This window comes from Konateibacter massiliensis (genome assembly GCF_900184995.1).
Lineage (GTDB): Bacteria > Bacillota > Clostridia > Lachnospirales > Lachnospiraceae > Lachnotalea > Lachnotalea massiliensis.
Map to the genome: position 1 here is coordinate 149,154 of NZ_LT860097.1, position 11,947 is coordinate 161,100.

The following is an 11,947-nucleotide window of genomic DNA, read 5'->3' on the forward strand; positions in this document are numbered from 1 at the left end:
TCAAACCAATTATTGGGGTTGAGAAGGCGCAAATAGAATAGATAAGAATTTTGAAGATATAGTATGGAAAAAACAAAAAGAATTATGCTGAAAATGGCTATAGTATTATTTATTGCGGTTGCTGTATTTACCCCTATTCAGCATCAAAAAAAGCAAGAAATCTACGATTGGATGTATTATGCCATACAATAAATAAGAGGAGGAGAAACAATGACGTATGTATATTTGATGAACAATGAAAAACCATTAAATGAGGAACTAATAAAGAGCCATGTAGGCCACTTAAAAGAATTAAAGAAACAAGGGAAACTTGTATTTTGCGGACCTTTTACAGATTATCCCGGAGGAATGGTCATCTTTTTGGCTGAAAGCTTGGAGGAAGCAACGAATATTGCAAAGTCAGATCCTTTCATTGCTTCAGGATATAAATCTTTTGAAATCAGAACACTGGAGCCTGCCAATGAAGAAAACAATTACTTATTGGAAGAATAAAAGAGGAGTTTTCATTAGTGTCAGTTTCAAAAATACTACCAAATTTCAAGAATAAACATTGTGCATAATGGCTATTGTATTCCTTATGTGATTTTTATATAATGTGCAATAGATAAATAAAATTGACTTGTAACTGATTTTTGATGATTGGGCAAGATTAATAATCTGTATGATATGTGAATACAGTTATTGATGTTGCTTTTTTTGTTTTTAAAATTTATTAAATTCGTAATGGGAAAGGGCTGAAGCGGATGAAGATTAACAAAATTTTAAACAACAATATGGTTCTGGCATTGGACGATGACGGCAAGAACGAAGTGGTGGTCATGAGTCTGGGTATCGGTTTTAAACGGAAAAAAGGTGAGGATTTCCCGAGGGAGGAGGCACAGAAGATATTTGTCCTTAAAGACGAAGAAGTTAAGGGGAAATATAATGAACTGCTGGAGAATGTAGACCCAATCAGTATTGAGATCGCCGAAAATATCATTTCTTATGCAATGGACAAGTATAAGATGAAGTTGAACGACATTATCCATATTACATTAGCAGATCATGTGAACGGCATGATTAAGAGACTCAAAGAGGGGATTAATCTTACCAATCAACTGACAATGGAGATTGGGAGAATTTATCCCAATGAATTTGATATCGGACTATTTGCCAACCAGGTAATTCAGGAAAAGATTGGGACATCATTGATACGGGATGAGGCGGCATTTATTGCTCTTCAATTTGTGAATAATCAGATGGATGCCCATGCGGATGGACAGGAAGTGAAGACAACGTTACGATTTGTGTCAGACGTGATTCAACTGGTAGAGCAGTATTTTAAAATTGAGATACAGGAAAATTCCTTTTCCTACTATCGATTTGTAACACATTTAAAATTCTTGTGTAAACGCATCTATTCCGGGGATGTATACCATGATGATCCGGAGCTGTTTGAGTCGGTGTCTAAGGCATATCCGAAAGCTACGGCTTGTGTGGAAAAGATTGTACACTTTATTCAGTTGAAATATAAGAAAGATGTTTCTACAGAAGAGAAGGCGTATCTTGCCATCTATGTAGAGAAATTACTGAGAGACTGCAGCAGACAGTCTTAATAAAACTAAGGGAATAAAAATGGCAGCTTGTAACTGGTCAGGTGCGCGATGACTGGGCAATACTCCTTTTTATTTATAGAATTACAACTGTTAACAGCAGATTTGTTCTACAAATAAGAAAAAATGGAGGTACTCATAATGGGTAAATATGAACAATTGGCAAAAGATGTTGTCAAGAATTTAGGAGGAAAAGACAATATTATTTCAGTGAAGCACTGCTATACTAGGCTTCGCTTCCAGTTACGCGATGAAACAAAAGCAAATGATGATATCCTAAAGCAGATGGATGGAGTTGTTACGGTTATGAAATCCGGAGGACAGTATCAGGTGGTTATTGGCAGTCATGTGGCTGAGGTATATCCGGATGTATGCAAATTGGCAGGTATCAGTGATACTGCAGCAGAAGAACCGCAGCAGGAGAAGAAAAATGGAAATCCGGTGAATATGCTGGTAGACACTATCTCAGGTATTTTTCAGCCGATACTTGGTATTATGACTGCCGCAGGTATGATTAAAGGTTTCCATGCACTGTTTATCGCACTTGGTTTGTATACGGGTACGGACGGAATTGCGCTGATAATGAATACAATCGGAGATGCAATGTTTATGTATCTTCCGGTAATGCTTGGTTATACTTCCGCAAAGAAGTTTGGCATGAAGCCGTTTGTTGGTTTGGTCATTGGTATGGCACTCTGCTATCCGACGATTCAGTTAAGTACATTGTCTGCAAGCGGAACTGCTCTGTATACGGTGTTTAAAGGAACCATGTTTGCAACAGATGTGTATATGACGATGTTTGGAATTCCGATTCTGGCAACAGATTATACATCCACGGTTATACCGGTTATTTTGATTTGTTATTTTGCGTCAAAATGTGAGAAGCTGTTTAATAAGTTTGTTCCAGAGATGGTTCGTTTCTTCGTAACCCCTATGATGACATTGGTAGTGTCTTTAATTATGGGATTCATGGTGATTGGTCCAGTTGCAACATTTGGAGCTACTGCAATTGCACAGGGAATTATGGAAGTGCGTAATTTTTCACCGCTAATTGCCGGTGCATTAGTTGGCGGTTCATGGCAGATACTTGTGATTTTCGGTTTGCATTGGGGATTTATTCCGATTTATATCAACAATATTGCAACTTTAGGATTTGATAATGTTATGATGCCATTCTTTGGTGCAACTTTTGCACAGACAGCAGTTGTAGCGGCTATGTTTGTTAAGACAAGAGACAAGAATCTTAAGAGTTTGTGCGCTCCGGCGGTTGTTTCCGGTATTTTTGGTATTACAGAACCTGCGATTTACGGTATTACTTTACCGAGAAAGAAACCATTTGTAATCAGTTGTATTGCAGGTGCTATCGCGGGTGGATATCTAGGTGCCTTTAACCTGAGAGAATATGTGATGGGCGGATTAGGAATCTTTGAATTTCCGGCGATGATTAACCCTGCCGATAACAGTATGGAAAGTGTAGTTGTAGGTGCTGTCGGTGCAGTTATCGCAATAGTAGTCGGATTTGCTTTGACCATGATGTTTTTCAAAGATGAAAAGACTGTTACTGCGACAGAAGAAGGAACTGTTGAAGCAAGTAGTAATGCTGCTTTGCCAAAGGAAAATGATAATAAGGCAATTATTTATAAGCCATTAGAAGGAAAAGTGTATCCGCTGTCTGAAGTAGAGGATGAAGCTTTCTCTCGGGGAACCATGGGACAAGGACTTGCTATTTTGCCGGACAAAGGAGAGGTGGTGTCGCCGGTCAATGGAGTGATTTCTGCATTGTTTCCAACTTATCATGCAATTGGGATCACGACAGATGATGGTGTTGAGGTTTTAATTCATGTTGGTATGGATACCGTACAGTTGGAAGGTAAATTTTTCAAACCGTTTATTGAGACAGGTGACAGGGTGACGGTTGGACAGAAGCTGTTGGAATTTGATATGGATGGTATTTGCGGTGCAGGATATTCATTGATTACCCCTGTCATTGTTACAAATAGTTCTGATTATCTGGATGTTCTGGAAACGGGTCTGAAGGATGATAAGCAGTTGCTTACTGTTGTGAAATAGTGGGAATATCGATGCGGATAGAGGAGGATAAAAATGTTTCCAAAGAATTTTTTATGGGGTGGTGCGGTTGCTGCTAATCAATGTGAAGGAGCTTGGCAGGAGAATGGAAGAGGACCATCTAATCTGGATATGGTGCCTTATGGAGAGCGTCGCTTCGATGTTTGCTCTGGTAAGCTGAAGCCGGAAAAATTAGACGAAAATGCGGTATTTCCGGCAAGAATTGCAATTGATTACTATCATCGCTATAAAGAGGATATTAAATTATTTGCGGAGATGGGATTTAAAGTATTCCGATTTTCTATCTCATGGACCCGCATATTTCCAAGTGGAAGCGAGGCAGAGCCGAATGAAGCAGGACTTCGTTTCTATGAGGATGTAATTGATGAATGCCTAAGTTATGGCATTGAGCCACTGGTAACAATCTGTCATTTTGATGTGCCTGTGCATCTGATTGAGACTATCGGTGCATGGAAGAGCAGAGAGATGATTGGCTGCTATTTGAAGCTGTGCCAGGTATTGTTTCAACGCTTTAAAGGTAAGGTCAAATATTGGATTACTTTTAACGAGATTAATATGGTGCTCCATATGCCATATGTATCTTCCGGAGTGAATTTTGAGCCGGGAGAAAATATCATACAAACCAAGTATCAGGCCGCGCATCATGAACTGATTGCAAGTGCAAAGGCAGTGATGATGGCGCATGAGATAGATCCCTCATTCCAGGTAGGATGTATGCTTGCTGCTGGGAATATGTACCCATATTCCTGTCAGCCGGCAGATGTGTGGGAGTCCATTGTAAAGGACAGGGAAAATTATCTGTTCATTGATGTACAGTCTAAGGGATACTATCCATCCTATGGACTTAAAATGTTTGAAAGAATGGGAATTCAGCTTCAGAAAGAGCCAGAAGACGATCAGATTCTGCTGGATGGAACCACAGACTTCATTTCTCTGTCATACTATAATAGCAGTGTGGCAAGCGGAGATCCCAAGATGCAGGCAACGGCAGTAGGAAATGTGTTCCCTAGCATTGAGAATCCATATTTGGAAACCAGCGATTGGGGATGGCAGATTGATCCGCTGGGATTACGAATAACCTTGAATTCTTTATATGACCGTTACCAAAAGCCATTGTTTATTGTGGAAAATGGTCTGGGAGCGGTGGACCAGGTGGAAGAAGACGGAATGATTTATGATGATTACCGGATTGGTTATCTAAGAGAGCATATCAAAGCGATGAAAGATGCCATTGAGCAGGATGGAGTGGAACTGATTGGATATACATCATGGGGATGTATTGATTTAATCAGTGCCAGCAGCGGCGAGATGAAGAAACGGTATGGATATATTTATGTGGATAAGGACAATGATGGGAACGGATCGCTAAAACGGATAAGAAAAGCTTCATTTTACTGGTATAAAAAAGTAATCGAAAGCAATGGAGAGATACTGTAGCAAATTTCTAAAGACAAGTAATATAGAAAATAAGCAGAACTTTGCTCCTGTTTGGAGAGACTTTTATTGGCGTAATGTTTATGGTATAATGGGATTACGTGAACCAAAACAAAAGACGCGAATGAAAGGAGACAAAAGAGAATGGAAGATTTTTTAACTATAGTGCGAGAGAGACGCTCAGCAAATAAATTTTTAAAAGGAATTAAAGTACCAAGAGAGGATTTTGATTCTATATTTGAGGACTTAACACAGGCACCGACCTGCTTTAATCTTCAGCATGCTCACTACTATATCGGAGAGACGGAAGAGACAATAAACGAGCTTTACAAGGCTTCTTATAACCAATACAAAGTATTGACTTCCTCTGCAACCATCATTGTGACAGGAGATAAAGACGCATATAAGAATGCTGCGCAGATTTATGAGGCATCCAAGTTCCTTAAAATCATTGATGAAGAGGAATACGAGGCAATGCTCAAGGCAATTAACGGGCTATATGAAGGCGGCGGAGCTGCTTTCCAGCATGATGAGGCAATCCGAAATGCGTCCATTACAGCAATGCTCTTTATGCTGTTGGCAAAGAATCGAGGCTGGGATACCTGCCCGATGATTTACTTTGACAGTGAAAAGGTAAAAGAAATTTTTGAAATACCGGAAAATGAAGTGCCGGTTCTGATGCTTACAATGGGCAAGATGGACCCGATGAGCTTTAGAGTAAGAGGGTATCGTAAGCCGCAGGAAGAGTATGTAAAATACAAATAAGATTAAGAATTTTAAACATATAGTGAAGTGTGAAAGACCTGCCATTGGGCAGGTTTTTTGCGTTGTACATAGTGATAGGAGAATAAAAATACTAAAAAAATTATAAAAAAAGATTGACAGATAAAAAAATAGAGATTATAATCATTTCATACAAAACATACTAGAATAATATGAATTAACAGAAAGGGGTGTAATACATATGAAAAACAGGAATAGTTATTCAGAAAACAAGTTAGGCTGTTGCTGTAACACTGTATACGAGGATAAAAATACGGTTTATTTTTGTATGTGTTACGCTGCCTAAAGCTGAGTGCTGTGGGATAGCAGGTACCATACGGTGCCTGCTATTTTTGTAGCATAAGAAATTTTTGTAAACGGAAAAGGAAGGGGTGATTCCAATACCTAATTCAAATGTTCCAGATGCAGATAAGGAGTATGTTAAGTTAATTTATGAGATGGTTAAGAATATGAAGTTTGGTTCTGTAACCATAGCAATCCAAGATGGAAAGATAGTGCAGATTGAAAAAATTGAAAAAATAAGATTAAAGAACTGACTGGACAACTGGAGGTTCTGATAGCAGGAAATGCGAATCAGACTTTGGTTGTCCTTTTTGTATTTTAGGAAAGAAGGTAAAGAAATGCCGAACACATATCAAAACTTGCAGCAATCGCACCCATGTTTTGGCGGACACAAAAATAATGTCGGGCGTATTCATCTTCCGGTCAGTCCGGGATGTAACATATCGTGTAAATTCTGCGACAGAAAAATTAATGACACGGAAGAAAGACCGGGGGTAACCTCCAAGGTATTGTCCCCAACGGAAGCAATTGAGATACTTGGCAAAGCTCTTGCCCTATGTCCTGAGATTACAGTCGCAGGCATTGCAGGACCAGGTGATACACTGGCAACTGATTACGCCTTGGATACCTTCCGCCTTGTAAAGGAGCATTATCCAAAACTCATCAAGTGCATGAGCACAAACGGTCTTCTTCTTGATGAGCGAGCCGAGGAAATTATTGAAATCGGAGTAGAATCCGTTACTGTCACGGTAAATGCGGTCGACCCTGAAATAGAGGCAAAGCTAAACAGAGGAATTGTATATCACGGCAAGGCATACAAAGGAGAGGAGGCGGCTGCAATCCTCATTGAAAACCAGCTAAAGGGAATTCAAAAAATTGCAGAAACCGGCATTACAGTCAAGGTAAATACCGTGCTTGTTCCAAATATCAACGGCGATCACATTGAAGAGATTGCAAGGACTGTGAAGGCGGTGGGGGCAAGCATTTATAATCTGATACCTCTAATCCCTCAGTCCGATTTATCAGGGGAAAAAGCGCCTGTCTGTAACGAAATTGATGCGGCAAGAACGCAGGCATCAAAGCACATTGACGTCTTTCGTCACTGTCAGCATTGCCGGGCAGATGCGGTGGGAATGCTTGGCGGAAAGGATTACGGCGACATGATATACGAGAGACGAATCGCCAAAGCTGATACCTTTTCGCACGGCTAAGACAGGAAGGAGGAGCAGACATGAGCTATAAAATAGCAATCGCTACAACGGACGGAAAGGTTGTAAACCAGCACTTTGGAAGGGCAAGTGTTTTCTATATTGTGAATGCCGACAGCGAGGGCAGGAAATATACCTATCTGGAAAGTAGGCAGGTGACGCCGGTATGTCAGGGAAAGGAGCATGACGAGGGAAAACTAAGAGAGGCAGCAGGGTTGTTGAAAGATTGCAATTATGTGCTGGTGAGTCAAATCGGGGAAGGGGCTAGATATGCCTTAGAGCAGGAAAAAATTAAAGTGTTCGAGATACCGGGATTTATTGAGGATTCTATAAAAAAACTGCTTTCCTATGTAGAGGTTTCCAAGCTGTTGGAGTAAAAGGAGCGAAAGGAAAAAGATGACCGAATCCCAATAAAGGATTTATGTGACAATTTATAAAAAGAGAGGATATGAAAAAATGGCAGAAATTAGACAGATAGCAATCTATGGAAAAGGAGGAATCGGAAAATCAACAACAACACAAAATTTGACAGCAGGGCTTGTAGAGCATGGCAAGAAGGTTATGGTTGTGGGGTGCGATCCCAAAGCAGATTCGACTAGATTGTTACTTGGAGGCTTGGCACAAAAAACTGTTTTGGATACACTTCGTGAGGAAGGTGACGGCGTTGAGCTTGACCGTATTATGAAGGAGGGGTACAAGGGAACAAGATGCGTGGAATCAGGTGGCCCGGAGCCGGGAGTTGGCTGTGCAGGAAGAGGAATTATCACTTCTATCGGTTTGCTTGAGAACCTTGGAGCTTACACAGAGGATTTGGATTATGTGTTCTACGATGTGCTTGGAGATGTTGTCTGCGGAGGCTTTGCAATGCCGATTCGAGAAGGAAAAGCAAAAGAAATTTACATTGTCGCAAGCGGCGAGATGATGGCGCTATATGCGGCAAACAACATAGCAAAGGGAGTTAAGCGATATGCAAAGTCAGGTGGAGTAAGACTTGGAGGTATTATCTGCAACAGTAGAAATGTTGACCGAGAGATGGATTTACTTCGGGCATTTTCCAAGGAACTGGGAACCAAACTTCTTTACTTTGTACCGCGGGATAATATCGTACAGCATGCAGAGATTAATCGTAAGACGGTAATTGAATATAAGTCTGATTCCAATCAGGCAGATGAATACCGAAGTTTGGCACAGGCAGTTATTGATAACACCGATTTTTCAATTCCTACGCCAATGACGCAGGAGAGGCTGGAAGAAATCTTGATGGAATTCGGACTGATGGATATTAGCGACGATTATAAGATATAAAAATGGAGGAGAGACATGGCAATTAATTTATCAAATTCTAATCTGGCAACGAGAGAGAACCGACTCGGTTCGATTACCGGATATGTTGGAGATTTACAGGACCTTGCAGGCCAGAGCAAGTGCGGAACCTTAAAGGGCTGCGGACGCTGTTTTTCACAGTCAAGCACCTGTCTATCCGGCTGTGCACTGGGGCAGCTTGGAGGCATCAGAGATATCGCTGTAATTCATCACGGACCGTCCGGCTGTTCGGCGACGGCAAGCTCCCAGTATATTGTAACCAATCAGGTTGCAGCAAAACGTGGCGTTGTCAACAATTCCGTTTACATCGGAACAGATATGAATGAGAATGATACGATATTTGGCTCAGCGGACGCCTTGGCAGATATTATTTTGGAGGTAAACAGACGTTATAAGCCAAAAGCTATATTTGTGAGCAGCTCTTGTGCATCGGGAATAATTGGGGAGGATATCGACAGTGTGGTTGATGACGTGAAGGATGAGATTGAAGTACCGGTTATAGCAGTGCACTGTGAGGGATTTAAATCCCGTATTTGGGCGACCGGCTTTGATATTTCCGATCACGCAGTGTTAAGCGGTATTGTAAAACCGCCAAAGCAGAAACGAAATACAATTAATTTTAAAAACTTTTTTGAGAGTGCCAGAGAAGAGATTATTGATATTTTTAAAAACTTTGATCTTGACCCAATTTTTCTATATGCGAATGCCACAGTTGAAGAGCTAGAGAGATTATCCGAATCCGTTGCGACGACGTGTATCTGCGGAACATTGGGAAATTACCTTGGAAACGGTTTGGAGGAAAAGTACAATGTGCCTTATATCAGAACGATTAATCCGCTTGGAATTGCAGGATTTGAAGCGTGGCTTCGAGAAATTGGAAAAGTGGCAAATAAGACGTTAGAGGTGGAAAACTATATAGAAGAGCAGCGGAAAATATATATTCCAAAAATCGAAGAGGTAAAAAAAGAGCTAAAAGGTTTAAAAGCCGTTCTGGGCATGGGACCGGGCTACACCTTTGAGGTTTCGAGAGTTTTAAATGAGCTTGGTATTGAGGTGGTATGGGCACTTGCATGGCACTACGACAAAAAGTATGAAAATGGAGAGGTACCGCCTGCCATGAGCTATCTCTTGGAAAATGACATTAATTTTGAGGCGAGTGTGGCAGACCAGCAAAACTATGAGGTTATGAATATTTTAAATAAATATCGCCCTGACCTTTATTTATCCAGACATCCCGGTTCCACCGTATGGGCAATTAAGCAGGGAACACCGGCAGTTTATGTGGCAGATGAATATATGATATTTGGCTATAAGCATACACTGGAATTTGCTCACGCCGTGCTTGACACGATACGAAACAGAAGCTTTGAGCAAAATCTGGCAAAGCGTGTGAAGCTCCCGTATACGGATTGGTGGTATAAGCAGGAGGTTGGAAATTTCTTAGAGGAGGCAATTGGTTAATGGCTAAAATATTAGATAAACAAAGATATAAGTGTGCGATGAGTGCCATGCAGACTGTTCAGGCGATTGAGAGGGCGATTCCGGTTCTTCACTCCGGTCCGGGCTGTGCACAAAAGCTGTCCAGTTCATCGGGAAGCTCAGGATATTTTTCGCCGAATATCTATCCGTGTACGAGCATCAACGAGAAGGACGTTGTGTTCGGCGGTGTGCAGAAACTGCAATCGACAATTGAACATTCGCTGAATGTCATTGATGCAGATTTATATGTGGTTTTAACGGGCTGTATTCCGGAAATTGTCGGAGATAATACAGAGGAGGTTGTGGAAGGATTTAAGGATGCGAAAAAGCCGGTTATCTATGCTTCCACAGCCGGGTTTAAAGGGAATAATTACAAGGGACATGAGCAGGTGGTGGAGTCTATTGTTGACAATCTACTGGAAAAATCAGATATACGGGTAAAGGGGCTCGTAAATATATGGGCAGATGTACCTTATCAGGATGAATTTTGGCATGGCAATCTGAGAGAGCTTGAAAAGCTGGTTAGGGAGCTTGGCTTGACTCCGAATACGATATTTGGTTTCAAGAGAGGACTTGACAACATTAAAAAAATACCGACGGCTGATTTTAATCTTTTGATTTCTCCATGGGTAGGTTTACATAATATGAAGAAAATGGAGAAGAAATTAGGAATACCGTATCTTCATTATCCAACGCTTCCAATCGGTGCCTTTGAGACGAGCAAATTTTTAAGAGCAGTTGGGGAGTATGCCAAAGTGCCAAAGGAGAAGGTGGAAAAAATCATATCCGAAAAAGAGGAATATTACTATTACTACATTGAGCGATATGCAGATTTATTTTTGGAGACACGAGTTATGTCAAAGCAGTTTACGGTGGTGTCCGATGCCCAATATGCGCTTGGTATTACGAAATTTCTGGTAAATGACTTAGGGCTTTATCCGGCAAAGCAGTTCGTTGTCGATGATACGCCAAAGGAATTTCGTGACTCCATCAAAACATATTTCAAGGAGTTAAACTACGGGATTGAGGCTGATATCAGTTTTGAGACAGACGGATTCAAAATACACAGTGAAATCAAGGAACACGATTATCACGGCTATCCGCTTATCCTTGGAGGACATTGGGAAAAGCAGGTGGCAAAGGAAACTGACGCTCATTTTATCAACGTATCCTGGCCGGTAAATGAAAGATTGGTGATGAACAGCTATTATGTCGGCTACGACGGAGGGCTGAAGCTGATTGAGGATATCTATTCTGTGGCAAGGACGAGATTTAACTAAGAAAGTTTAAATGAGAAAATATCAAAGCAAGGAGGTGAACCATGTCATATAAGATTGCAATAGCTTCCTCTGACCAAATTAATATTAATTTGCATTTTGGAGGTGCGCAGGAATTTTTGATTTATGAGGTAGGGGAGAGTGGAACATATAGCCTTTTGGAAATTAGGGGAGAAGCAGAGGGCACTGCGGAAAGCTGTCAGGAAGTCTGTAACAACGGCTGTGAGAGTGGCGAGAAAAAGGGTGGCTGCGGCAAGAGCTCACAGTCCGATAATCCGAAGGTCCTTCTTATTGCAGACTGTCGCTGCGTTATTTGTAAAAAGGTAGGCTTCCATATTCAAAAGCAACTGGAAAAACGAGCAATAACAACCTTTGATGTGGAGGGAAGCATTGAGGAGGCATTGCAAAAAGTTACCTTTTATTTTAATCGTGTGGACCGTCACCAGACACTGAGAGGAATTGCCAACCAAGTTTGAGAGGA

13 protein-coding genes are annotated in these 11,947 nt (G+C 41.0%); all 13 read left to right on the top strand.

The window, feature by feature from the left end; genetic code table 11:
- Window positions 1–63 precede the first annotated feature (63 nt).
- The 13 genes from CTY48_RS19940 (at window position 64) to CTY48_RS00765 (ending at window position 11,942) form a co-directional block, all read left to right on the top strand.
- On the top strand, window positions 64–192 hold the full coding sequence (locus CTY48_RS19940; protein ID WP_268876701.1) for a hypothetical protein: 129 nt from the start codon (window positions 64–66) through the stop codon (window positions 190–192).
- Window positions 193–210: 18 nt separating this feature from the next.
- Window positions 211–492 carry a YciI family protein gene (locus tag CTY48_RS00710; protein WP_099466599.1) on the top strand — a complete coding sequence of 94 codons (282 nt, stop codon included), beginning with the start codon at window positions 211–213 and terminating at the stop codon, window positions 490–492.
- A 251-nt stretch (window positions 493–743) separates the two neighbouring features.
- Window positions 744–1,595 carry a PRD domain-containing protein gene (locus tag CTY48_RS00715; RefSeq protein WP_099466600.1) on the top strand — a complete coding sequence of 284 codons (852 nt, stop codon included), beginning with the start codon at window positions 744–746 and terminating at the stop codon, window positions 1,593–1,595.
- A gap of 138 nt (window positions 1,596–1,733) precedes the next feature.
- On the top strand, window positions 1,734–3,662 hold the full coding sequence (locus CTY48_RS00720; RefSeq protein WP_099466601.1) for a beta-glucoside-specific PTS transporter subunit IIABC: 1,929 nt from the start codon (window positions 1,734–1,736) through the stop codon (window positions 3,660–3,662).
- A 27-nt stretch (window positions 3,663–3,689) separates the two neighbouring features.
- Entirely contained in the window at window positions 3,690–5,117 is a 1,428-nt protein-coding gene (locus CTY48_RS00725) for a 6-phospho-beta-glucosidase (protein WP_408609830.1), read from the top strand.
- A gap of 141 nt (window positions 5,118–5,258) precedes the next feature.
- Window positions 5,259–5,879: a nitroreductase family protein gene (locus CTY48_RS00730; RefSeq protein ID WP_099466603.1), complete on the top strand. Its 621-nt coding sequence runs from the start codon at window positions 5,259–5,261 to the stop codon at window positions 5,877–5,879.
- Between the two features lie 389 nt (window positions 5,880–6,268).
- Entirely contained in the window at window positions 6,269–6,433 is a 165-nt protein-coding gene (locus CTY48_RS19790) for a YezD family protein (RefSeq protein WP_236354660.1), read from the top strand.
- Window positions 6,434–6,517: 84 nt separating this feature from the next.
- Window positions 6,518–7,390 (top strand): radical SAM protein, encoded by an 873-nt coding sequence (locus CTY48_RS00740; RefSeq protein WP_099466604.1) that lies wholly within the window; start codon window positions 6,518–6,520, stop codon window positions 7,388–7,390.
- A gap of 20 nt (window positions 7,391–7,410) precedes the next feature.
- Window positions 7,411–7,764 carry a NifB/NifX family molybdenum-iron cluster-binding protein gene (locus tag CTY48_RS00745; RefSeq protein ID WP_099466605.1) on the top strand — a complete coding sequence of 118 codons (354 nt, stop codon included), beginning with the start codon at window positions 7,411–7,413 and terminating at the stop codon, window positions 7,762–7,764.
- 88 nt (window positions 7,765–7,852) lie between these two features.
- Complete coding sequence (gene nifH, locus CTY48_RS00750) at window positions 7,853–8,692, top strand: nitrogenase iron protein (protein WP_334293742.1); 840 nt, start codon at window positions 7,853–7,855, stop codon at window positions 8,690–8,692.
- Between the two features lie 15 nt (window positions 8,693–8,707).
- Entirely contained in the window at window positions 8,708–10,171 is a 1,464-nt protein-coding gene (locus tag CTY48_RS00755; RefSeq protein ID WP_099466607.1) for a nitrogenase component 1, read from the top strand.
- Window positions 10,171–11,469 (top strand): nitrogenase component 1, encoded by a 1,299-nt coding sequence (locus CTY48_RS00760; RefSeq protein ID WP_099466608.1) that lies wholly within the window; start codon window positions 10,171–10,173, stop codon window positions 11,467–11,469. The genes CTY48_RS00755 and CTY48_RS00760 overlap by 1 nt, the downstream gene beginning before the upstream one ends.
- Window positions 11,470–11,510: 41 nt before the next feature.
- A complete protein-coding gene (locus CTY48_RS00765; protein WP_099466609.1) occupies window positions 11,511–11,942 on the top strand; it encodes a NifB/NifX family molybdenum-iron cluster-binding protein in 432 nt (143 codons plus the stop codon).
- Window positions 11,943–11,947 lie beyond the last annotated feature (5 nt).

Bases quoted from the DNA above. Each gene is read 5' to 3' on its own strand.
- CTY48_RS19940 (WP_268876701.1), top strand. From the start codon at position 64: ATGGAAAAAACAAAAAGAATTATGCTGAAAATGGCTATAGTATTATTT.
- CTY48_RS00710 (WP_099466599.1), top strand. From the start codon at position 211: ATGACGTATGTATATTTGATGAACAATGAAAAACCATTAAATGAGGAA.
- CTY48_RS00715 (WP_099466600.1), top strand. From the start codon at position 744: ATGAAGATTAACAAAATTTTAAACAACAATATGGTTCTGGCATTGGAC.
- CTY48_RS00720 (WP_099466601.1), top strand. From the start codon at position 1,734: ATGGGTAAATATGAACAATTGGCAAAAGATGTTGTCAAGAATTTAGGA.
- CTY48_RS00730 (WP_099466603.1), top strand. From the start codon at position 5,259: ATGGAAGATTTTTTAACTATAGTGCGAGAGAGACGCTCAGCAAATAAA.
- CTY48_RS00740 (WP_099466604.1), top strand. From the start codon at position 6,518: ATGCCGAACACATATCAAAACTTGCAGCAATCGCACCCATGTTTTGGC.
- CTY48_RS00745 (WP_099466605.1), top strand. From the start codon at position 7,411: ATGAGCTATAAAATAGCAATCGCTACAACGGACGGAAAGGTTGTAAAC.
- CTY48_RS00755 (WP_099466607.1), top strand. From the start codon at position 8,708: ATGGCAATTAATTTATCAAATTCTAATCTGGCAACGAGAGAGAACCGA.
- CTY48_RS00760 (WP_099466608.1), top strand. From the start codon at position 10,171: ATGGCTAAAATATTAGATAAACAAAGATATAAGTGTGCGATGAGTGCC.
- CTY48_RS00765 (WP_099466609.1), top strand. From the start codon at position 11,511: ATGTCATATAAGATTGCAATAGCTTCCTCTGACCAAATTAATATTAAT.